This is a genomic window from Idiomarina sp. ST10R2A5 (assembly GCF_051842325.1).
GTDB classification, from domain to species: Bacteria; Pseudomonadota; Gammaproteobacteria; order Enterobacterales; family Alteromonadaceae; genus Idiomarina; species Idiomarina abyssalis.
The window spans coordinates 149,352-172,103 of the sequence record NZ_JBNIEX010000004.1 but is presented as its reverse complement, the minus strand read 5'-3'; the positions used below and the strand labels follow the sequence as shown (position 1 = coordinate 172,103).

Here is a 22,752-nt window from a genome sequence, read left to right as displayed (position 1 = left end):
CCCCGACAATCACTTAATAGGTTCAACTGTAACGTAACCGAAAAAAACAAACTGCGCTATGATTGGAGTACGTACTAATGATCCACTATGGTTCATTTTTGGTAGGTTAGGCATAGACGCTTTTACTCTTAAGCTCGATGACAGGAGGGATACTCATGAGCCAGGATTATCGCACAGAGAAAGACAGCATGGGCGAAATCAAAGTCCCCCAAAATGCACTTTACGCCGCGCAAACTCAGCGCGCAGTTGATAACTTTTCCATTAGTGGGCTCACTCTGCCGGCTAAGATTATACAAGCCATAGCAATGGTAAAAGCCAGTGCGGCAAGGGCTAACGCTAAAATCGGGCAGTTAGACCAAAAACATGCCGACGCTATTGAGAAAGCCGCTCAGGAAATCATTGATGGAAAACATCTGGAACACTTTCCGGTTGATGTATTCCAAACAGGCTCCGGCACAAGCTCAAACATGAACGTAAATGAAGTCATTGCAAATTTAGCAAAGCAGCAAGGGCTGGACATTCACCCCAACGACCACGTCAATCAAAGTCAGTCGAGTAACGATGTTATTCCTACTGCCATTCAAATTGCTAGTGTGCTGGCGGTCGAAAAACAGTTAGAGCCCGCATTAAAGCAGTTAGTTGACACCATCAGAAGCAAAGCCATTGAATTACGGGATGTTGTAAAGACAGGCAGAACGCATTTGATGGATGCCATGCCTATGACCATGGCACAAGAATTAGAAGCCTGGGCGGGTCAACTGGAAGTCACAACCGAGCAGCTTCCACAATTACTACAGCGTAGTCGCATTCTTCCTCAGGGGGGAACAGCCATAGGTACAGGTATCAATGCGCCCAAAGAATTTGCCGCCGAATTTGCCGACGCATTAACCCAGGTAAGTGGCAGTCAATTCAAGCCTTCGGCTAACCCCTTTATCGGTATCGCAGGGCAGGAAGTCAATTTACAGCTTTCGGCCCAACTGAATACACTGGCGACAACGCTACTTAAAATCAGTAACGACTTGCGCTGGATGAACAGCGGACCACTGGCCGGATTAGGCGAAATTCAGCTCACCGCATTACAGCCCGGAAGCAGTATTATGCCGGGTAAAGTGAACCCGGTAATACCCGAAGCAGTGGCAATGGTTGCAGCTCAGGTTAATGGCAATCACACAACAGTGACAACAGCGGCCCAGCAGGGAAACTTTCAGTTAAACGTAATGCTGCCGGTTATTGGTTACAATTTACTCCAGTCCATTGATTTACTGAGCAACAGTTGCAACGCCCTGGCCAGTAAAGCCATTGCTGATTTTGAAGTTAATGAAAAGCGTCTCGAGCAGGCACTGTCTAAAAACCCCATTCTGGTTACCGCTCTTAACCCGGTTATTGGCTACAATAAAGCCGCTGAAATAGCCAAAACGGCTTATAAAGATGGGCGCGCGATTATTGACGTTGCGGACGAAATGACAGACTTAGGTCGGGATAAACTTGAACAGTTACTGGACCCTAAAAAACTAACCGAAGGCGGCGTTAACGAGTAACGCAGTTAATATGTGGAGTACAAAATGAGTCAAAAAGAAGTTCTGATTACCGGAGCAAACCGCGGTATAGGTTACGAATTTGCACGCCAATATGCCCAAAAGGGCTATAAAGTTACTGCGGTTTGTCGTAACAATTCAAAACAACTAACGGAACTGGATGTCGATATTGTTGAAGGCATAGATGTGACTAAAGCATCTGATCTTCTTCGCCTTTCTGAAACTTTAGGCGATAAAAAGATCGATATACTGGTGAATAACGCAGGCTTGCTGCACAAAGACGTACTAGGAGAACTTGACGCTGGTAATATTCGTGCCCAATTTGAGGTGAACGCTCTGGCTCCTCTGCGTGTCACTGAAGCTTTGCTGCCCAACTTAAAAGAAGGCAGCAAAGTAGCAATGATTACCAGCCGAATGGGATCTATTGCCGATAATGGTTCCGGCAGTCGCTATGGTTACCGTATGTCAAAAGCGGCATTGAATGCGGCGGGAAAATCTTTGTCACTTGACCTAAAAGATGAAGGAATTTCTGTTGTTTTGCTGCACCCAGGCTTCGTACAAACCGATATGGTGAATCATGCCGGCGATATTCCTGCTGAAACCGCAGCAGAGCGCTTAATTCAACGTATTGATGAACTAAGTTTGGATACCACAGGTCAGTTTTTCCATAGCAACGGTGAAGGCCTTCCTTGGTGATTTGATGCCTTTTTAAACAAATCACTGTTTTTTTGCTCAAACGCGCCCGTTAATCTCGTTTTTTATCAAAAATAGGTTGACGGGCTGCGGAGCGATTTGCATAATACGCGCCGCACTCACAGAGAGCGGTAAGTAAAAAGGTATGGCTACGTAGCTCAGCTGGTTAGAGCACAGCACTCATAATGCTGGGGTCGCAAGTTCGAATCTCGCCGTAGCCACCAACCTTTAACTGATTATGATGCGGACGTGGTGGAATTGGTAGACACGCTGGATTTAGGTTCCAGTGCCTCACGGCGTGAGAGTTCAAGTCTCTCCGTCCGCACCAACTCTCAGAGCAGCTAAGATTGGGGCATAGCCAAGCGGTAAGGCAGCGGGTTTTGATCCCGCGATTCCCAGGTTCGATCCCTGGTGCCCCAGCCATTAGTTGTTTCCAAAAAGTGATTGCAGTCCTAGTAGGATGGGGCATAGCCAAGCGGTAAGGCAGCGGGTTTTGATCCCGCGATTCCCAGGTTCGATCCCTGGTGCCCCAGCCATACTAACTACTGTTGCGGTGGTGGCGGAATTGGTAGACGCGCTAGCTTCAGGTGCTAGTGTCCGCAAGGACGTGGGGGTTCAAGTCCCCCCCTCCGCACCACATTACTCGAGTGTTATTCTGCTCAAGTAAGAGTGGAAAAACAGAAAGGCCACCTTAAGGTGGTTTTTTTGTGTCTGTTACTTACCGACAGCCTGCTGCAACAACCAACGCTTAACCCAGGGTACACCCGCTACTTTCAATGATGCTGACGTTGCCAGCTGCATTATAGGGTTACTGTCGCGCCAGCCAAACTGTATCGCATCCATCATTCGCATCATTTTTGCATTTTCACGCCGACGGGTTCGCTCATATTCAACGAGTGCGGTGCTTTGCGAGTATTGCTCTAAGGTTTCAATCAGACAGCGGACATCGGCAAAACCCAGGTTAACCCCCTGCCCGGCCATTGGATGAATACTGTGAGCCGCATCACCTAATAGAACAACAGAGCCGTCTTTAACATAATGACACGCATGCTTTCTCTGCAGAGCAAAGCTGGCACTCTTTAATAATTTAAAGTCACCAATATGCGGCGCAAACGTCTGTTTTAAGTGAGACTCAAGTGCTCGCTTATCTTTTTCTAACGCAGTGATGTCATCACGTTTACTGTAATCAATTAAGCAAGCCTGATTCTCTGTCAGCGGTAACAATGCATAAGGCCCCTGAGAACGAAACACTTCCCAGGTTTCAGCCGCTATCGGCTTTTCAACACGAACATTTGCCAGTAAGCATCGTTGATCATAATCCCACCCTCTGTAATCAATACCTGCAGCTTGCGCTACTTTAGAGTGAGCGCCGTCACAGCCGAGCAGTAAATCATAATTCAGACGTTCGCCTTTGTTTAAAAAGGCCGTGCGGGATAATGTATCAAACCCTTCAAGTTTGTCATCGGTTCTCAAACTCACATTTTTCAAAGCCCGTAGTTGAGCCCACAGCGCCTGTTGCAAAGCGTTGTTTTCAACCATGACGCCCAATTTTGAAAGACCGGCTTCGTCAGCATGAAAAGATAAGCTCGTTCCGCTTATCGATGTGACCGTTAAGCGATCATAATCAAACACCCGTGAATGCCGGACATCTTCCCCAATGCCCAGCCCCAGCAACCACTGCCAATTACTGTTATTCACCGAAGATATGCGTAAGTCCCATTCGGGATCAGTATTTTCCTCAACACTTGGCGGCTTTGGCTCCAGCAAAGTCACTTGCGCGCCTTTCTGAGCAAAAGCTAACGCTGCTGCCGCCCCGACCATTCCGCCGCCGTTAATTAATACTGATAGCTGTTCCATGTCTATGCTCTCACTTGGGGTATTTGCCGCTAGCCCTTATAAATAACACATCTAAGGGTTAATTTCCGTTATCATAGCCAATTAGACGATGTTCAGAGTAGTTTTTATGCAGGCCAGGGAAAGTACACAAAAAGCTGTGATTATTGCCTCATTGCTTATTTTAAGTGCTGAGGCCAGCTTCGCTGGTGTCAGTGCCCTGGTAAAATACATCAGTAAAGACCAACCTTTTGAGCAACTGGTCTTTTTTCGGAACCTGACCGCTTTTCTTGTACTGCTCCCCTGGCTATGGCGCAAGGGAGCCGGCAACCTAAAAACACAGCGCTTAAGACTGCACCTTGTTCGTGGCGCCGCAGGCATAGCGGCAATGTATTTGTTCTTCTATGCCATTGCCACTATCCCGTTAGCGCAGGCCACATTGGTGCTGTTGCTATCACCCTTTTTAATTCCGGTTATCGGCTGGCTCTGGCTACGCGACTATGTAGCCCGACAAACCTGGCTGGCTATAGCACTGGGTTTCATTGGTGTTTTCATATTTCTTGACCCCATGAACAGCGAGCTCTCCCCGGTTATTGGATTAGCCTTTTTGGCGGCCGCATTAGCTGCATTCACCAAAACTGTCATTCGGCGTATGTCTGACACCGAATCGACAAGTAAAATCGTGTTCTATTTTTCTACTCTGGCCACAATCGCATCCGGCATTCCTTTACTATGGCTATGGCAGCCTATACCTACACAACACTGGGTTGGTGTTATTGCTATGGGCCTGCTTGCAGTTTACGGCCAGTTAGCAATGACCAAAGCCTTTTCCATAGCTCCACCGGCTAAAGTTGGGGTGTTTACCTACAGCTCAGTTCTATTTGCGGCATTGCTGGGTTACTGGCTGTTCGGGGAAGAACTTGCCTGGCACATGTTATGGGGTGCGTTAATCATTGTTGTTGCAGGCTATTTTGCTATTCGAACGCGGCGCAAAAGTTAATCATTTCAAACTTGGCAATCTGCTCCAATACGCGATAAAATAAGCGCCTTAAACGAAATCAATCAACCATCGAGTGGTCATGAGTAAGAAGCTATATATCAAAACCTGGGGTTGCCAAATGAACGAGTACGATTCTGCTAAAATGGCAGAATTGCTGCACTCAACCCACGGCTACGATGTTGCCGAAGAAGCTGAAGACGCAGATTTAATTCTGCTGAATACCTGTTCCATCCGCGAGAAGGCTCAGGAAAAGGTGTTTCATCAGTTAGGGCGTTGGAAAAACCTGAAAAAGAACAACCCCAATTTATTGATCGGGGTTGGTGGCTGCGTTGCTTCTCAGGAAGGCAATGAAATTCGCGCACGCGCTCCTTTTGTCGATATTATCTTCGGGCCTCAGACTCTGCACCGCTTACCGGAAATGGTAAACCAGGTCACTGAAACTCACGCCCCCATGGTCGATGTCTCCTTTCCGGAAATTGAGAAGTTTGACCGGCTGGCTGAACCCAAAGCCGATGGCGCCAGTGCCTTTGTTTCCATTATGGAAGGTTGCAGTAAATACTGTTCTTTCTGTGTCGTACCTTATACGCGTGGCGAAGAAGTCAGTCGCCCCGTTGATGACGTTATTTATGAAATAGCTCAGTTGGCTGAACAAGGCGTTCGCGAAGTAAATCTCTTAGGCCAAAACGTTAATGCATACCGTGGAGAACACTACGACGGTGCTGTTTGTCGCTTTGCTGAATTGCTGCATATCGTTGCCGCAATCGATGGTATTGATCGCATTCGTTACACCACCTCTCATCCGGTCGAATTCACCGATGACATCATCGAAGCCTATAAAACCATTCCTGAGCTGGTCAGTCATTTACATTTACCGGTTCAAAGTGGTTCAGACCGAATTTTAACCATGATGAAGCGTGGGCACACTGCACTGGAATACAAATCAAAAATTCGTGCTTTAAAGAAAGTGCGACCAGACATTGCTATGTCATCGGACTTTATTATTGGTTTTCCGGGCGAAAGCAACGCAGACTTTGAAGCAACGATGGATCTTATCCAGACTATTGACTTCGATATGAGCTTCAGCTTTATTTACAGTGCACGCCCGGGAACACCAGCGGCTGACTTACCTGATGATATTAGTGAAGAAACCAAGAAAGAGCGCTTGCAGTTGTTACAGCAACGCCTGAATCAGCAATCTATGGCGCATGCACGTCGTATGCTGGAAACAGAGCAGCGTATTCTGGTGACCGGCCCATCGAAAAAGAACCCGATGGAACTTACCGGGCGTACCGAGAATAACAGGGTTGTAAACTTTGTCGGTCAACCCCATATGATTGGACAGTTCGTCGATGTACGCATCACCGAAGTGCTTCCTAATTCGTTACGGGGCGAGCTAATTCGTGAAGAAGCGGATATGGGGCTGCGTATTGATACAGCGCCGGAAACTATTTTACAACGAGGAAAGTCGAGCGAGCCTGATGATCTCGGCGTCGTTCAAATGCCTCGACAAGCCAGTTGAGTAAAGAGGAAACGATTGAGTCCACAAACACAGACACTTGATTTTGAGCTAGAGCCGACGGATTCACGTCGGCTTTCCGATCTCTGCGGCCCTTTAGATGAAAATCTGAAGCACATTGAGCGCCGCCTGGGTGTCGAGATCACGCATCGCGGCCATCAATTTCGATTAATCGGCAATGCCTCCAGCGTTTCTGCTGTGCACAAGCTTCTGCTTGATTTGTACATTGAAACCGCAACCGTAAAAGGAAAAGAAGGTCGCATTGAGCCCGAGCAAGTCCACCTTGCTATTCAACAAGCAAAAGTGCTTGAGCAAAACGATGAACAAGGTGACCCTGCCGCAGAAAAAATGACTCACATTAAAACAAAGCGGGGTCTAATCAAGCCCCGTAACCATAACCAGGCCGGTTACGTTCGTGCCATTTTAGCTCATGACGTTAACTTTGGTATTGGTCCGGCCGGTACCGGTAAAACTTATCTGGCTGTGGCTTGCGCAGTGGATGCTTTGGAGCGTCAGGAAGTGCGCCGTATCCTTCTGACTCGCCCAGCGGTTGAAGCAGGCGAAAAGCTGGGGTTCTTACCAGGTGACTTAGCCCAAAAAGTGGATCCGTACTTACGCCCTTTGTACGACGCCTTGTTTGAAATGCTCGGCTTTGAAAAAGTTGAAAAATTGATTGAGCGTAACGTTATTGAAGTTGCGCCATTAGCTTATATGCGCGGGCGTACACTTAACGATGCTTTTATCATTCTAGATGAGAGCCAGAATACGACTTGTGAACAAATGAAGATGTTTCTTACTCGTATCGGCTTTAATTCACGAGCTGTTATTACCGGAGACATTACTCAGGTTGATTTACCCCGTGGGCAACGCTCAGGCTTGAGACACGCCATTGAAGTTCTCAATAAAGTCCCTGACATTAGCTTTACTTTCTTCCAGGCAGGTGATGTTGTTCGACATCCTGTGGTGCAACGAATTGTGCAAGCCTACGAGGATTTTGACAAAAACTAATGGCTGATTTGACACTGGATTACCAACTCGCTGATGGCGTTACTGATGCTCCTGATGAAGACGCCGTGTATACCTGGGTTTCAGCGACATTGGATTACCTCGAACAAGACAGCAAAGCGGTTGAACTAACAATACGCATTGTCGCTGAACGGGAAGCCCAGGAACTGAATAATGAGTTTCGTGGTAAAGACTATGCAACCAATGTTTTATCCTTCCCTTTCAATAGCCCGGTAGAATTACCTGTCACACTTTTAGGTGATTTAGTGATCTGCCAAAGCGTTGTAGAAAAAGAAGCGCAGGAGCAACAAAAGTCAGCGATTGCTCACTGGACGCATATGGTCATACACGGTACTCTGCATTTATTAGGTTACGATCATATTGACGACAACGAAGCAGAAGAAATGGAACAAATTGAACGTAACATTTTAGCGAGTCTGAACATCTCAGACCCGTATCAACCGATAGACAATATGGAGCTTAACACTCAATGAGCGACGACAACCCCCACTCAGCCAACGGCTCGTCGGGAAAATCCTGGGCAGCAAAACTGCTGCAAGTATTTGCTGGTGAGCCGAAAAGCAGAGAAGAACTCGTCGATTTAATTCAGGACGCTGAAGATCGCGACCTGATAGACAACGATACCAGAGAAATGATTGAAGGTGTGCTTGACGTTGCAGAACTCAAAGTACGCGACATCATGATTCCACGCTCACAAATGGTCACCATTGACATTCATCAAGGCGTGGACGAATTCCTCCCCATCGTTATCGATTCTCAACACAGTCGTTACCCTGTTGTCACAGACAACAAAGATCACGTTGAAGGTATTCTGTTAGCAAAAGATTTGCTGAGCTACGGCTTTAACATGACAGAAGAGGTGTTTTCACTTGAGAAAGTGATGCGACCTGCGGTAATCGTTCCTGAGAGTAAACGGGTCGATGTACTCCTCAAAGAATTCCGCTCTAACCGTTATCATATGGCCATTGTGGTTGATGAATACGGTGGCGTGTCTGGTTTGGTCACTATAGAAGATATTCTGGAAGAGATTGTCGGAGAAATTGAAGACGAAACGGACGCTCAGGGTGATGACGACAAAAACAATATCCGTCGTCTTAGCCAAAGCCGCTATTCCATTAAAGCCCTTACAACCATCGAGGACTTTAATCAGTACTTTAATACCAACTTCAGCGATGAAGAGCACGACACCGTTGGCGGACTTGTTGCTCATGGTTTCGGGCACCTGCCTCAGGCAGGCGAAGAAGTCACTTTAGGTAATATGACCTTTCGTGTCACAAACGCCGACAAAAGACGTATTCAGCAGTTACAAGTTAGTCTGAACTCAGATGACAATGGCTCACCGGAGTCCGAACAGTAATGATGAAGCTTTCGGGGGGCGTCACACGCTCCGTGCTCTTGTTACTTTGCGGTGCAGTTCTAACGCTCGCTTACTCACCGTTCCACTGGCATTGGCTGCCTTTTATTGTCTTGCCTATTGTGGTTGGTGTTATTTGGCCTTTAGCGCCTAAACGGGCATTCAGAGCTGGTTTTATCTTTGGAATGGGCTGGTTTGCCGCTGGCCTAAGCTGGATATATGTCAGCATCGATCAATATGGCGGTGTGCCGGTACCGTTCACGCTGCTGTTATTAGTTCTGCTGTTTGCTTACCTGTCACTATTCCCTGCACTGGCATTTTGGTGTTGGCAAAAACTCTCTCACCGTAAGTTTGCCTGGCGTTTCAGTTTGCCGTTTTTCTGGCTCATTGCGGAATTGCTACGGGGCTGGCTATTTACAGGTTTCCCATGGCTAAGCCTGGGGTATAGTCAAACTGACGGCGTATTTGGCGGATTGGCGCCGGTTATTGGTGAAACGGGTATTACGGTCGCCTTGTGGTTTACAGCCCTCAGCATAGTTATGGCTTTGCGGTTCAAAAAACCGGCGCCGCTGTTAATACCGCTCATTTTTCTCACCTGCGCTGCAGTATTTCCTAAAATACAACCGACAGAGAGAAAAACCGAATCCATGTCAGTATTACTGGTTCAGGGTAATATTCAGCAATCATTAAAATGGCAGGCGGAACAACAATGGCCAAATATTTTACGCTATCTGGATTTAACCCGCCCTAAATTTAATCACGACTTGGTTATTTGGCCGGAATCGGCGATTACCGCCCTCGAACCCTATGCAAGTGATGTCCTCAATACTGTTGAGCAATCTGCCAGTATTAATGACTCCGCCTTAGTTACCGGTATTATTGATTACGACAGACTCAACGACGATTTTTACAACTCCGTTATTGTTCTGGACAATGAGAGCTACAGTTATGGCAACACCAACCGTTATCAGAAACATCAACTGCTGCCCATTGGTGAATTCGTTCCTTTTGAGAACCTTCTGCGTCCGTTAGCCCCACTATTCAATTTACCTATGTCGTCGTTCAGTCGTGGCGGATACCAGCAACCTAACCTTGAGGCTAACGGCAGCAACCTTGCCATGGCTATTTGCTATGAAATTGCTTTTGCAGGACAAGTGCGAAGCAATACCTACGATGATACAGATTATCTGGTCACTATTAGCAATGACACCTGGTTTGGTGACTCTCACGGCCCCTGGCAACATATGCAAATAGCCCGTATGCGCGCCATGGAGCTGGGGAAACCTTTACTAAGAGCGACCAACAACGGAGTTACAGCCGCGGTTGACGAGCACGGCAACTACCTTGCGTTAGCACCGCAGTTTAAAGCAACGACGCTATCTACCAATGTTTATGGTGTTCAGGGCTCCACTATCTTTAACACCATAGGCAACTGGGGCGCGATAATTCTCGCCTTACTTGGGTTGTTGCCGATAATCGCTACAAAACGCACTAAGAAGCGCGCTCAAGCATAGTCATCCGGTACGAAAATCAGTACACTATAAAAGCTTAACAGAACGGTTCTGTTGCTGTTCTTTTCCATTTTTCTACAGGGATATCATTATGGAAAATATTTTTGATGCCATTCTTTTTGCTGTGCTTATTGCTGCAGGTGGTCTTGGATTAAGCTCCTGGCTTATGCTTTTCGGCATTGATAAGTCAGAGCCAGCCGAAGTCAAACAGCGCGCTGTTTTTGAAAACGGTTTCTTTGGTCTGGCCGGCATTATCATTATGCTTCTTATGTGGTACGCAATTAGCTAAGCCGACACTTAAATTCAACCGGAATCAGCAGGAATTATGCAAGAACAATACAACCCGAGCAAAATCGAATCTGCCATGCAAAAACGCTGGCAGGAGCAAGACGTATTTACGGCGAAAGAACAACCGGGCAAGGATAAGTTCTATTGCCTGTCCATGTTCCCCTACCCCAGTGGTAAATTGCACATGGGACACGTTCGTAACTACACCTTAGGTGATGTTATTAGTCGCCATCAGCGCATGCTCGGAAAAAATGTCATGCAACCCATGGGCTGGGACGCCTTCGGACTACCTGCTGAAAACGCCGCAATACAAAATAAAACGGCGCCGGCTAAATGGACTTACCAAAATATCGACTATATGCGCGAACAGCTTAAAAGTCTTGGCTTTGGCTATGACTGGAAGCGTGAGCTTGCAACTTGTTCCCCTGATTACTACCGCTGGGAGCAATGGTTCTTCACTAAGCTCTATGAAAAAGGTCTGGTTTATAAAAAGAACGCAACCGTCAACTGGGATCCGGTTGATCAAACAGTTCTGGCTAATGAACAGGTTATTGATGGGCGCGGCTGGCGTTCAGGTGCCAAAGTAGAACAAAAAGAAATTCCTCAGTGGTTTATTAAAATTACCGATTACGCTGAAGAGTTGCTGAATGACCTTGAGCAACTGGATGGCTGGCCAGAGCAAGTTAAGGCCATGCAACGTAACTGGATTGGCCGCTCTGAAGGTGTCGAAATTGACTTTAAAGTTGCAGCCACTGGTGAAAGTTTACGCGTTTATACCACGCGTCCCGACACTTTATACGGTGTTACCTATATGGGTGTTGCCGCACAACATCCGTTAGCTATTGAAGCCGCAAAAAATAACCCTGAACTGGCTAGCTTCATTGAAGATTGTAAGAACAGCAAAGTCGCAGAAGCCGACATTGCAACAATGGAAAAGCTGGGCATGGATACCGGCATTAAAGCTACTCACCCAATGACAGGTGAAGAGATCCCTATTTGGGTCGCTAACTTTGTTTTAATGGACTATGGCTCTGGTGCCGTTATGGCAGTGCCGGCACACGACCAGCGTGACTGGGAATTTGCAACTAAATACAAGCTGGAGATTCGTCCGGTTATTGAGCCTATTAGCGGCGATAGTGATATTCAAAAAGCGGCTATTACCGAAAAAGGCACCGTGATTAACTCAGGGCCTTACGACGGCATGAGTTCAGCACAAGCCTTTGACGCCATTGCCACTAAATTAAAAGAAAAAGGTATTGGCGAACGTAAAGTCAATTACCGCCTGCGCGACTGGGGTGTATCACGCCAGCGTTACTGGGGCACTCCTATTCCTATGTTGAACCTGGAAAATGGTGAATCCGTGCCGGTTCCGGAAGACCAACTTCCGGTTAAACTGCCGGAAGATGTGGTCATGGATGGTGTTAACTCGCCAATTAAATCCGATCCAGAATGGCGCAAAACGGAATACAACGGTCAACCGGCAGAGCACGAAACCGATACCTTCGATACTTTTATGGAGTCATCCTGGTACTACGCTCGTTACTGTAGCGCACAAACCGATGACGCCATGCTGGATCCAGAAAAAGCCAATTACTGGTTGCCGGTTGATCAATACATTGGTGGTATTGAACACGCAATTCTGCATTTATTGTACGCTCGCTTCTTCCATAAGCTGTTGCGCGACACAGGGCTGGTTGACTCTGACGAGCCATTCAAACGCCTGCTCTGTCAGGGCATGGTTTTAGCCGACAGCTATTACCGCGAAGACGAAAAAGGCGGCAAGCAGTGGGTATCCCCTCTTGACGTTGATATTGAACGCGATGACAAAGGCGCTATTGCCGGAGCTAAACATAAGCAAGACGGCCAGCCGGTTGCTATAGGCGGCATGAGCAAAATGTCAAAGTCGAAGAACAACGGTATCGACCCGCAAACCATGGTTGAGCGCTACGGTGCCGACACCGTCCGCTTATTTATGATGTTTGCGGCGCCACCTGAAATGACCCTGGAATGGTCAGACTCGGGGGTTGAAGGAGCGCAACGCTTTTTGCGCCGATTATGGAAGCTGACTTACGACTTAGTTAATGCGGGTGGTGCATGCAACGGCCACAGTTTAAACTCAGATCAAAAGCAACTGCGTCGCGAACTGCATAAGACCATAGCTAAAGTCAGTGACGACATGGGTCGTCGCCAACACTTCAACACCGCGATAGCAGCAATTATGGAGCTGTTAAACCACCTGCAGAAAGCGCCACTGGAAACCGAAGCCGACAGACAAATACTGGCTGAATCGATAGACGCCATGGTGCGCATGCTTGCTCCTATTACACCGCACATTTGCGAGCAATTGTGGCAAGAACTTGGCCATGAGGAACCTCTGGCGTTCGCTCAATGGCCAAGCGTCGATGAAAGTGCGTTGGTTGAAGACGAAAAGCTGATTGTCGTGCAAATTAATGGCAAAGTCCGCGCTAAACTGACAGTACCTGCCGATGCTTCAGCAGAGCAAGTTGAGCAAATTGCGTTTGAGGAAGACTCTGTACAGAAGCACACCGAAGGAAAAGAGATTCGTAAGAAGATCTATGTTCCCGGGAAAATCCTCAATATTGTTGTTGGATAAGCTATGCGCGCAACGTTAAACCTTGTTCTCATCCTAGTGCTGATAGCCACCCTAACCGGTTGTGGCTTTCAGCTGCGCGGGAACTATCAATTGCCCGAAACACTGCAGTCGGTTTCTCTGAAAAGTAAGGTGTCAAAAGAGCTCAATGAGCATATGCAACAACGCTTTGCGCATTCTGGCATTACACTTTCAGATGAAGCACAACCAATAACGGTTCACTTAACTTCCGACAAATTAGAGCGAAGAACATTGTCTTTGTTCGAAAGCGGCCAGGTTGCCGAATATGAATTGCTGTACCAGGTTAACTATCAATTAATACAAAACCAGCGTTTATTACTTGAACGCACGATCGAAGTCGCCCGGGATTACCAGGACGATCCAAACTTTGCTCTGGCAAAAACCCGTGAACGCGAAATGCTGGTCGATGAAATGAGAGCGGAAGCTTCTCGTCTTATTTTGCAGCAAATCATTTCCGAAATGTCGGAGTAAAATCTTAAAGCAATGCAAACCATTTATCCTGAAAAGCTTGAACACTACTTGCAGCAAAATGGCGTTCCATCCGTTTTGTTGGTATTTGGTGATGACCTTTTACTCAGGAATGACGCACTAAGTAGCATTCGCAAGTACTTATCCTCCGATGATCTCGAACGCATACACTGGCTGCAAAGTAAGGACTTTGACTGGCAACAGCTTTCTTCCGGTGAACAGTCAATGAGCCTGTTCGGGAATAAACGTTTGCTGGAACTTGAGCTTCCGGATAATAAGCCGGGTCGTGACGGCTCTGCGGCTTTAACAGAATATGCACAAAATCAGTCTGAAAACGACATATTCGTTGTTATTGGTGATCGCCTTAAAAAAGAAACTCAAAACAGCCGCTGGTTCAAAGCGCTGGCGGAACGCGGCCCTTTAGTCCGGACACAAAGCCCGGATAAATCCCAACTACCGGCATTTATTCATCAACGAGCTCAACGTTATCAATTAACCTTAGCTACGGGCGTTCCTGAAAAGTTATCAGACTGGTTTGAAGGCAACTTATTAGCTCTGGATCAGGAGCTCAGTAAGTGGCAACTTCTGAGCAATGACGGAATCATTACCGAAGAATTTCTGCAAACATCTATTGATGATGTCAGCCGCTTCAGTGTATTTGCGCTTCAGGAGAGCATCCAGCAACAGGACTACGAAGGCGCCTTGCATCGGTTAAATCGCTTGTTAGATGAAGAAAACGATTTCCATCGGCTCATCTGGATCCTCCAACGCGAGGTGCAACTGTTATCGGCTCTGCAAAAGGCGCAACAAACACAGGCTGATACAAACGCCCTGTTCCGGCAGTTTATGATTTGGCCGAATCAGCAACCCGGCTATCATAAACGAGCCTCTCAGCTGAGCCAAAAAACGGTGCTTGGCGCACAAAGACTTATTGAAAGAATCGAGGCTGCATTAAAGCTCGACAGCGGCGAGTCGCCTCTGATATTAACGACGCACCTTCTCAGTTTACTGTGTTGCAACAACGCTGATGCCATTAATCAGACTCTTTCTGTATTTAGTCACGGCATTGAGCCTAATGAGCAGTTTATTCATTTATGATACGAGCATTCTTTGGCGGAACTTTTGATCCCATTCACAACGGACATTTAGAAACAGCCTCAGCTCTGGTCGATGAACTGGACATTGCTACTTTGTCGCTCATGCCAAGCGCCGTGCCTCCGCACCGGTCTCAACCCTGCGCCAGTGCCCGGCAAAGACTGGAAATGGTGAAGCTTGCCTGTCAGCAACACCCTGCTTTTACGGCTGAAGACTGGGAATTAAAACAAGACCGACTTTCCTACACCGCTCATACATTAAGCGAGTTTAAAGAGCGCTTTCCCAATGACATTCTGCTCTTTGTTATGGGTATGGATTCCTTAATGAGTCTCCATAAATGGCATAACTGGACACAGCTTACCGATAACGCACACCTGGTTGTTATGCCGCGAGCCGGCGTAGACTTCAGCCCTCAGGATGACGAGCTAAAGTCCTTTATTGCAACGCATCTGACGAAACACAAAAAAGATTTAACCGAACAATCTTCAGGTTATGTCTATATTGCACAAACCCCGATGGTTGATGTTTCAGCGACTGAACTACGCGAACAATTGCAACAACGCAAACCTAACCTCCCCCTACCCTCCAGTGTTTATGACTACATAAGGCAACATCAGCTGTATTTGTGACTGAACACTTTTCTTAATTTCTGTTAAACTTCGGGTTTTAATCCTCAAATCGGAGAAAATCTTTTGCAGGCAGAAGAATTGCGTGAATTTGTCATTGATAAAATCGATGATCTTAAAGGTCGTGACGTTCAAATTTTAGATGTTCATGATAAAACTGACGTTGTTGACTACATGATCATCTGCTCTGGCAGCTCGAAAACGCATGTACGAAGTATTGCTGAACATGTCGCTACAGAGGCGAAACATGCTGGTACACCTCCAATTGGCGTTGAAGGTGGTGAACAATCTGAGTGGGTTTTGGTTGACCTTGGTGATGTCGTGGTGCATGTAATGCAGGATAGCATTCGCGATTTCTATCAATTAGAAAAACTCTGGGGCCAGTAAGTGCAAATTCAATTACTCGCCGTTGGCACCAAAATGCCCACGTGGGTTACTGAAGGCTTTAACGAATACAAAAAGCGGTTCCCGGCAGATTGCAAACTGGTTTTACATGAAATTGCTGCTCAAAAACGTACCCGCAAAGCGGATTTAAAGCGCGTTATGCAGCAAGAAGGTAAATTACTTCTGCAAGCAATACCTAAAGGGAACCGAATTGTCACTTTAGAGGTCACAGGTCAGGCCTGGGACACACCTAAACTTGCTCAACAGTTAGAAAAGTGGCAAATGGATGGCAGAGATGTCACTCTGTTGATAGGCGGACCCGAAGGCCTCTCTGATGAGTGCCTGGCTGCAGCTGAACAACGCTGGTCATTGTCTAAACTCACTCTGCCCCATCCAGTGGTAAGGTTAATTGTCGCAGAGAGTTTATATAGGGCCTGGAGCCTAAATAACAATCATCCGTACCATAGAGAATAATAATAACAATGCGTCAGCGCACCCACATACGTGATCATGATACCGAAGCAGCCGTTTTTGGGCGTCGCGTTTTAGTCGCGATGGTGATTGTCGTCGCCGCTTTTGTTGCGTTAGCGTCAAACATGTATCACTTGCAGGTTAGTGAACATAATGAACTTCAGACCCGTTCCAACGATAACCGGATAAAGCTGCTGCCGCTGGCACCTAACAGGGGCTTAATCTATGACCGTAACGGCGTTTTGCTTGCTGAAAACACTCCTATTTATAGTTTAGATGTCACTCCTGAAGAAATCGATGATTTGGACAGCACCCTGAGTCAACTTCAGAAATTGCTGAGCTTTCCGGATACCACTATTGCTCGTTTTTATCGGAACCTGAAAAACCAGCGGCGCTTTAACAACGTCCCCCTACTGGACGACCTGAATGAGCAGCAGCTTGCTATCTTTGCAGCGCAGCAACATAAATATCCGGGCGTTAGTATTGAAGCACGGCTAATACGTAACTACCCTCACAAGGAACTGTTAACGCACGCCGTGGGTTACGTTGCGAAAATTAATCGTAACGATGTAAAGAAACTCCGTGAAAGCGGAGAACTACCCAATTACGCAGCCAGCAGAACCATTGGTAAACTCGGCATTGAGAAGTATTACGAAAAAGAATTACATGGTGAAGTTGGTTACCAGAGTGTTGAAGTTAATAACCGTGGCAGAGCCGTGCGCACACTCAGTATAGAAGCACCAACACCCGGTCAGGATATTGTCTTAGAACTGGACCTTGAGTTGCAACGCAAAGCAGCAGAATTATTGGGCGAGCAAAGAGGCTCGATTATTCTAATGGATGCAACAACCGGTGGAATTCTTTCCATGATCAGTACGCCGAGTTATGATCCTAACTGGTTCGTCAACGGTATTTCCGTCAAGCAGTATCAATCTTTATTAAACTCAACCCAGAGCCCTCTGCTAAACCGGGTCACTCAGGGGGCTTATCCCCCGGCATCAACCATCAAACCTCAAATTGGTTTGCTTGGATTAGAAGACGGAACCATTACAGAAAAAACCCGCATCTGGGACCCCGGCTGGTTTGAAATTAAAGGTGTCGACAGGCGTTACCGGGACTGGCTGGCCTGGGGGCACGGTTGGGTTGATGTAGAAACAGCAATTACTGAAAGTTGCGACACCTTCTACTACGACTTAGCTTTAAAACTGGGGGTCGATAAAATATCCAGCTTTATGGAACAGTTTGGGTTTGGTCAGAAAACCGGTATTGATCTTCATGAAGAAGTATCCGCTCTGATGCCATCTCGCGGCTGGAAACGAGCCCGCTTTGGCCAGCCCTGGTACGCAGGCGAAACACTATCGGTCGGTATAGGTCAAAGCTACTGGACGGCAACCCCAATGCAATTGGCGGTAGCTACAGCAATGGTTGCAAATAAAGGCGAACACCTGGTTCCTCGTCTACTAAAAGGCAAAATAGAGGACGGCGAATTTGAAGAGGCGTTAATTACACATCGCGAACCTTTGAAGTTAAAGGACAGTAATAACTGGGAAATCATTACTAAAGCAATGCGTAACGTTAACATGGAGCAAAAAGGAACAGCGCAGTCTGCCTTTAAAGACGCCCCCTATTCATCCGCGGGAAAAACAGGGACTGCTCAGGTAAGAAGCCTGGGACAAGAAGAAGAATACAAGGCCGAAGATATCGCAGAACGCTACCGGGACAACGCCATGTATGTCGGTTATGCACCAGCTGATGACCCCAAAGTTATTGTTGTGGTAACCATTGAAAACTCTCTGGGTGGCGGCGGAAGCGTGGCAGCTCCGGTCGCAAGAAAAATGCTTGATCTTTGGCATACTCGCTTTAATAACGGCAATAAACAGCAGGAAAATACTAATGCTGACGACTGAAGAGCGCCAACGCAATCCGTTACTAAAGAAGCTCCACATTGATGGACCGCTTCTTCTCCCTTTGATCATCCTGTCGATTGTCAGCCTCTTTGTTATCTACAGCGCTGCAGGTCAGGACATTGATGTTGTAAAAAGACAATCCGTTCGCATTGGTCTGTCATTTGTCGTCCTTTTCATCGTTGCGCAAATTCCTCCCCGCGCTCTGTCACGTTTTGCAGTGCCTGTTTTTATTGTTGGAGTACTGTTACTAATCGCAGTACTTGCTTTTGGCGAAATGGGAAAGGGCGCACAACGCTGGTTGGATATTGGCCCGTTAACCATACAACCGTCAGAGATTATGAAGTTAGCTATGCCACTAATGTTGGCCTGGTATATGAATCAGCGTCCCATTCCGCCTTCAATTTACCGGCTGTTTGGGGCTTTAGCTCTGGTTATTATTCCCACTTTACTCATTGCTCGACAGCCAGATTTAGGGACATCTCTACTCGTAGCCTGCGCAGGAATTTTCGTCATTTTCCTCGCCGGACTCAGTTGGAAGCTTGTCACCACTGCAGGGATTACAGCTGCCGCTTTTACGCCGGTTCTCTGGTTCTACCTTATGCACGACTATCAGCGCCAACGCGTATTAACTTTTTTGAACCCTGAGCGGGATCCTCTGGGTTCCGGTTACCACATTATCCAGTCAAAAATAGCCATCGGCTCTGGTGGCATAGATGGCAAAGGCTGGTTGCAAGGCACGCAGTCTCAGCTAGAGTTTTTACCTGAACGCCATACGGACTTTATTTTCTCAGTGTTTAGCGAAGAGTTTGGGCTTACCGGCGTTATCCTTCTGCTTGCCCTCTATGGCTTTGTTATTTTGCGAGGCTTAATTATCGCTCTGCAAACACAGGATATTTTTAGCAAACTCTTGGCGGGCTCTTTGACACTAACTTTCTTCGTTTATGTTTTTGTAAATATTGGTATGGTTTCAGGACTCTTACCTGTGGTTGGGGTACCATTACCTTTAATCAGTTACGGGGGCACCTCAATGGTGACGCTGATGGCCGGGTTTGGCATTTTGATGTCCATTGCGACCCACCATCGCCTGGTAATGAAAAATGGCTAAACAGGGGATTCCTATGCGCGCTTTATTTGGGTTAGCTTTGCTTACCGCGACAACCAGTTTTTATGCAACGGCTCAACAGCAGTCGAGTGAAGTTGAAGATTTTATTCAAGAGCAGGTTCAAGAACATCAGCTTGATGAAGACAAAGTTCGTCAATGGCTTTCAAAAGCCAACAAAAATGAAGAAGTGCTTGAAGCAATCCAGCGCCCATGGGAAGCCAAACCCTGGTATCAATATTACCCTATTTTCCTCACGGAAAAGCGTCTTGAGGCGGGCGTTAAATTCTGGCGCGAACATAAAGATACGCTTGAGCGCGCTGAGCAAGAATATGGCGTTCCGGCACAAATCATCGTTGCTATAATTGGCGTTGAAACCTTTTATGGTAGTTATATGGGCAAATACTCTGTCCTTGATTCACTTTACACTTTAGGTTTTCACTACCCTCCCCGTTCAAAATTCTTTCGCTCTGAACTTGGTGAATTTTTCCAGTTAGCCTCCGAAGAAGGCTGGAACGTCAGTGAAGCCAAGGGTTCATATGCAGGTGCCATGGGGTTCGGACAGTTTATTTCGTCCAGTTACCGCCACTATGCCGTCGATTTTGACGGCGACGGTCAGCGAGACATTTTAACCAATCCGGTCGATGCCATAGGCAGTGTCGCCAATTACTTTGCGAAGCATAAATGGCAACAAGGGCAGCCTGTTGCTCAGCCACTTGATGAATCGCAAAACTGGAAAGACCTGGTCAGTGACGGCATGAAGCCAAATCTAAAGCGCTCTGATATAGAAAGTAAAGGCTATGAACTTCCATCTCACAGTGCAGTCAATGACGAGACTAAAGTGCGGGTTTTCGAGTTTGAAACCGAACAAGCCCATGAATACTGGTTAGGGTACAATAACTTCTATGTTATTACGCGATATAACCATAGCCCTTTATATGCGATGGCCGTCTATCAGTTTAGTGAGCAGCTGAAGAATGAAGTGGAATAGCTTATTGATATTACTGCTGAGTACCTTTCTGCTCAGCAGTTGCTCAAATTCGCCAACGGGTCGCTACAGTCAACACAAAGACAGCGCCCCCACTCGGCTACCTAACGAGTCGGAACTGCGTAATGCCGTTCCTGTTCACGAACCCATTAGTCCTCAAGGCAACCGTGACTACCGGGTGCTGGGTAATGACTATGAAGTTATGGAAAGTGCAGCAGGCTATGTTGAGGAAGGTTACGCTTCCTGGTACGGCAATAAGTTTCACGGGCACCTGACTTCTAATGGCGAGTATTATGACATGTACAGCATGTCCGCAGCACATACACGCCTGCCTCTGCCAACCTACGTTAAAGTCACTAACCTGAAAAATGAACGTAGCGTTGTGGTCAGAGTGAATGACCGAGGTCCGTTTCATCCGGAACGTATTATCGATTTATCCTTCGCTGCAGCCTATAAACTGGACATGTTAGACAGTGGCACAGCTCCGGTCAAAATTGAGGCTATAAGCTTGAATACTCCCATGCCTGCGGCACAAAAAACAGCCGCAGAAAACCGACCTGATTACCTCATTCAATTAGTGGCATCATCAAACCCTGACCGTTTATCGCAATTAAAACACGACTTACCGCCGAAGTTTCAGGAGATTGCAACTACTGAACAAAGTCATGGTCTACATAAATTAATGCTGGGTCCGGTTTCAGAAGATGACAGCTACGATTTGCTGGAGCAAATACGGTCTTCAGGATACCCGGAAGCTTTTCGCGTAAAGGCAGCGCAAAGTCAGTCCGATACTCCTGACGCTAAGCATCAGAACTGATATAATCCGGCCCCATTAAGCACTCGATTCACCTTTTGACCGATAAGATAAAGATAATTCCAATGAAAAAAATTTGTCACCTTTTTACAGTTGTAACCCTATTATTCAGCTCAGCAAGTTTTGCGGCCCAGTCATTGGTTCCCAATGCGCCGTCAATTAACGCCAAAGCTTACATACTTATCGATCACACCACGGGTAAGGTTCTGGCCGAAGGTAACTCTGCTGAGAGCCTTCCTCCTGCAAGCCTGACCAAAATGATGACAAGTTATATCATTGGTAAAGAAATACTTGCCGGCCGTATTAGCTCAAACGACATGGTTACCATTAGCGAAAATGCCTGGGCAAAAAACTTCCCTGAGTCATCAAAAATGTTCATTGAGGTTGGCAAAGAAATCAGCGTAGAAGACCTGAATCGCGGCATTATTATTTCGTCAGGTAACGATGCCTGCGTGGCTATGGCTGAGCACATTGCCGGCAGCGAAGACGCATTCGCCGACTTAATGAATAACTACGCTGAACAAATTGGCATGAACGACAGCCACTTCTCAAACAGTCACGGTTTACCAGATCCCGATCAGTACGTTTCTGCTCGTGACATGGCGACTTTAGCTAGTGCTTTAATTGAAGAAACGCCGGAAGAGTACGCACTTTATGCGGAGAAGTCGTTCACCTTCAACAACATTAAGCAGTACAACCGCAACTCATTACTTTGGGACCGCAGCTTAAACGTAGACGGCATAAAAACAGGACATACCAACGAAGCAGGTTATAGCCTTGTCTCATCTGCAGTTGAAGACGGCACACGTTTAATTGCTGTGGTAATGGGGACTAACAGCGAACAAGCTCGTAAAGTAGAAAGTAAAAAGCTGCTTAACTACGGTTTCCGCTACTACGAAACCGTCAAAGCCTATAGTGCTGGTGAGAGCTTTATTTCTCATCGCATTTGGGGGGGAGACCTTGACGAAGTTGAACTTGGAATCAGTGAAGATGTGGTCATTACTTTACCTAAAGGCCAGCGCGACAAACTGAAAGCTAACTTTGAACTTGATCAGCAGTTGCAAGCACCATTATCAAAAGGCCAGCATGTTGGAACAGTCTACCTTCAGTTGAACGATGAAGATGTCGCATCTTTCCCGTTAGTGACTCTGCAGGCAGTTGAGGAAGGCGGTTTCTTCAAGAAAATTATGGATTATATTAAACAGCAGTTTAGTGAAGAATAAAGGTTAAGATAGATGCAAAAGACACGCTTTGATGAACTGGTAGACTTCCCTTGTCACTTTACTTTTAAAGTGATGGGGGTTGCCAGTGACAGCCTTCCTGATCAAGTTGTCGAAGTTTTACAGGAGCATGCTCCCGGTGATTATTCTCCTTCGGTAAAACCTAGCAGTAAAGGCAATTATCATTCGGTTTCTGTCGCTGTGCGTGTAGAAAGTCAGGAGCATATTGAAATTCTTTATCGATCGTTGTCAGATATTGACGACGTTCGCTACGTTCTGTAGTTGCAAGACT

The 22,752-nt window shown here is 46.8% G+C and carries 22 protein-coding genes and 5 tRNA genes; 26 read left to right on the top strand and 1 reads right to left on the bottom strand.

The genetic code is table 11. The features are described from left to right. The first annotated feature begins 155 nt into the window (after positions 1 to 155). The 7 genes from ACP7FG_RS07045 (at position 156) to ACP7FG_RS07015 (ending at position 2,865) form a co-directional block, all read left to right on the top strand. A complete protein-coding gene (locus ACP7FG_RS07045; RefSeq protein ID WP_439225944.1) occupies positions 156 to 1,538 on the top strand; it encodes a class II fumarate hydratase in 1,383 nt (460 codons plus the stop codon). Positions 1,539 to 1,562: 24 nt separating this feature from the next. After that, positions 1,563 to 2,231 (top strand): SDR family oxidoreductase, encoded by a 669-nt coding sequence (locus ACP7FG_RS07040; protein WP_439225943.1) that lies wholly within the window; start codon positions 1,563 to 1,565, stop codon positions 2,229 to 2,231. A 144-nt stretch (positions 2,232 to 2,375) separates the two neighbouring features. Beyond that, positions 2,376 to 2,452 (top strand) — tRNA-Met (locus ACP7FG_RS07035). 19 nt (positions 2,453 to 2,471) lie between these two features. After that, a tRNA-Leu gene (locus ACP7FG_RS07030) sits at positions 2,472 to 2,556 on the top strand. A 20-nt stretch (positions 2,557 to 2,576) separates the two neighbouring features. Then, positions 2,577 to 2,651, top strand: a tRNA-Gln gene (locus ACP7FG_RS07025). A 38-nt stretch (positions 2,652 to 2,689) separates the two neighbouring features. Further along, positions 2,690 to 2,764 (top strand) — tRNA-Gln (locus tag ACP7FG_RS07020). 14 nt (positions 2,765 to 2,778) lie between these two features. Then, a tRNA-Leu gene (locus ACP7FG_RS07015) sits at positions 2,779 to 2,865 on the top strand. Between the two features lie 77 nt (positions 2,866 to 2,942). Here ACP7FG_RS07015 and ACP7FG_RS07010 read toward each other — a convergent pair. Next, a complete protein-coding gene (locus ACP7FG_RS07010) occupies positions 2,943 to 4,085 on the bottom strand; it encodes an FAD-dependent monooxygenase (RefSeq protein ID WP_439225942.1) in 1,143 nt (380 codons plus the stop codon). Positions 4,086 to 4,191: 106 nt separating this feature from the next. Between ACP7FG_RS07010 and ACP7FG_RS07005 the strand changes: the two genes are divergently transcribed. The 19 genes from ACP7FG_RS07005 to ybeD all read left to right on the top strand — a co-directional run bounded on the left by ACP7FG_RS07005 (position 4,192) and on the right by ybeD (position 22,742). Next, positions 4,192 to 5,061: a DMT family transporter gene (locus tag ACP7FG_RS07005; protein WP_054487123.1), complete on the top strand. Its 870-nt coding sequence runs from the start codon at positions 4,192 to 4,194 to the stop codon at positions 5,059 to 5,061. 79 nt (positions 5,062 to 5,140) lie between these two features. Continuing rightward, on the top strand, positions 5,141 to 6,580 hold the full coding sequence (gene miaB, locus ACP7FG_RS07000; protein WP_439225941.1) for a tRNA (N6-isopentenyl adenosine(37)-C2)-methylthiotransferase MiaB: 1,440 nt from the start codon (positions 5,141 to 5,143) through the stop codon (positions 6,578 to 6,580). Between the two features lie 15 nt (positions 6,581 to 6,595). Next, positions 6,596 to 7,585, top strand: a complete 990-nt coding sequence (locus ACP7FG_RS06995) for a PhoH family protein (RefSeq protein WP_054487120.1) — start codon at positions 6,596 to 6,598, stop codon at positions 7,583 to 7,585. Then, positions 7,585 to 8,076, top strand: coding sequence for an rRNA maturation RNase YbeY (gene ybeY / locus ACP7FG_RS06990; RefSeq protein WP_439225940.1), 492 nt, complete (start codon positions 7,585 to 7,587; stop codon positions 8,074 to 8,076). The genes ACP7FG_RS06995 and ybeY overlap by 1 nt, the downstream gene beginning before the upstream one ends. Continuing rightward, a complete protein-coding gene (corC, locus tag ACP7FG_RS06985) occupies positions 8,073 to 8,960 on the top strand; it encodes a CNNM family magnesium/cobalt transport protein CorC (protein WP_439225939.1) in 888 nt (295 codons plus the stop codon). Before ybeY ends, corC begins: the two co-directional genes overlap by 4 nt. Further along, the gene (lnt, locus tag ACP7FG_RS06980; RefSeq protein ID WP_439225938.1) at positions 8,960 to 10,471 is read left to right on the top strand and encodes an apolipoprotein N-acyltransferase; all 1,512 of its coding nucleotides are present in this window, start codon (positions 8,960 to 8,962) and stop codon (positions 10,469 to 10,471) included. The genes corC and lnt overlap by 1 nt, the downstream gene beginning before the upstream one ends. A gap of 88 nt (positions 10,472 to 10,559) precedes the next feature. Further along, entirely contained in the window at positions 10,560 to 10,757 is a 198-nt protein-coding gene (locus ACP7FG_RS06975; protein WP_054487112.1) for a hypothetical protein, read from the top strand. A gap of 36 nt (positions 10,758 to 10,793) precedes the next feature. Beyond that, positions 10,794 to 13,370, top strand: coding sequence for a leucine--tRNA ligase (leuS, locus tag ACP7FG_RS06970; protein WP_439225937.1), 2,577 nt, complete (start codon positions 10,794 to 10,796; stop codon positions 13,368 to 13,370). A 3-nt stretch (positions 13,371 to 13,373) separates the two neighbouring features. Continuing rightward, positions 13,374 to 13,859 (top strand): LPS-assembly lipoprotein LptE, encoded by a 486-nt coding sequence (locus ACP7FG_RS06965; RefSeq protein ID WP_439225936.1) that lies wholly within the window; start codon positions 13,374 to 13,376, stop codon positions 13,857 to 13,859. 12 nt (positions 13,860 to 13,871) lie between these two features. Then, positions 13,872 to 14,954: a DNA polymerase III subunit delta gene (holA, locus tag ACP7FG_RS06960; RefSeq protein ID WP_439225935.1), complete on the top strand. Its 1,083-nt coding sequence runs from the start codon at positions 13,872 to 13,874 to the stop codon at positions 14,952 to 14,954. Beyond that, on the top strand, positions 14,951 to 15,580 hold the full coding sequence (gene nadD, locus ACP7FG_RS06955; protein WP_439225934.1) for a nicotinate-nucleotide adenylyltransferase: 630 nt from the start codon (positions 14,951 to 14,953) through the stop codon (positions 15,578 to 15,580). The genes holA and nadD overlap by 4 nt, the downstream gene beginning before the upstream one ends. Positions 15,581 to 15,643: 63 nt before the next feature. After that, complete coding sequence (rsfS, locus tag ACP7FG_RS06950; RefSeq protein WP_199494436.1) at positions 15,644 to 15,964, top strand: ribosome silencing factor; 321 nt, start codon at positions 15,644 to 15,646, stop codon at positions 15,962 to 15,964. Next, positions 15,965 to 16,435 carry a 23S rRNA (pseudouridine(1915)-N(3))-methyltransferase RlmH gene (gene rlmH, locus ACP7FG_RS06945; RefSeq protein WP_054487098.1) on the top strand — a complete coding sequence of 157 codons (471 nt, stop codon included), beginning with the start codon at positions 15,965 to 15,967 and terminating at the stop codon, positions 16,433 to 16,435. Between the two features lie 8 nt (positions 16,436 to 16,443). Next, positions 16,444 to 18,339: a penicillin-binding protein 2 gene (gene mrdA / locus ACP7FG_RS06940; RefSeq protein ID WP_439225933.1), complete on the top strand. Its 1,896-nt coding sequence runs from the start codon at positions 16,444 to 16,446 to the stop codon at positions 18,337 to 18,339. After that, a complete protein-coding gene (gene rodA, locus ACP7FG_RS06935; protein ID WP_439225932.1) occupies positions 18,326 to 19,444 on the top strand; it encodes a rod shape-determining protein RodA in 1,119 nt (372 codons plus the stop codon). Before mrdA ends, rodA begins: the two co-directional genes overlap by 14 nt. Before the next feature lie 13 nt (positions 19,445 to 19,457). Continuing rightward, positions 19,458 to 20,429 carry a lytic murein transglycosylase B gene (gene mltB, locus ACP7FG_RS06930; RefSeq protein WP_439225931.1) on the top strand — a complete coding sequence of 324 codons (972 nt, stop codon included), beginning with the start codon at positions 19,458 to 19,460 and terminating at the stop codon, positions 20,427 to 20,429. Further along, entirely contained in the window at positions 20,416 to 21,243 is an 828-nt protein-coding gene (locus ACP7FG_RS06925) for a septal ring lytic transglycosylase RlpA family protein (RefSeq protein ID WP_439225930.1), read from the top strand. Before mltB ends, ACP7FG_RS06925 begins: the two co-directional genes overlap by 14 nt. Positions 21,244 to 21,305: 62 nt before the next feature. After that, the gene (locus ACP7FG_RS06920) at positions 21,306 to 22,463 is read left to right on the top strand and encodes a D-alanyl-D-alanine carboxypeptidase family protein (protein ID WP_199494431.1); all 1,158 of its coding nucleotides are present in this window, start codon (positions 21,306 to 21,308) and stop codon (positions 22,461 to 22,463) included. A gap of 12 nt (positions 22,464 to 22,475) precedes the next feature. Further along, on the top strand, positions 22,476 to 22,742 hold the full coding sequence (gene ybeD / locus ACP7FG_RS06915; protein ID WP_278354857.1) for a DUF493 family protein YbeD: 267 nt from the start codon (positions 22,476 to 22,478) through the stop codon (positions 22,740 to 22,742). Positions 22,743 to 22,752: the final 10 nt, after the last annotated feature.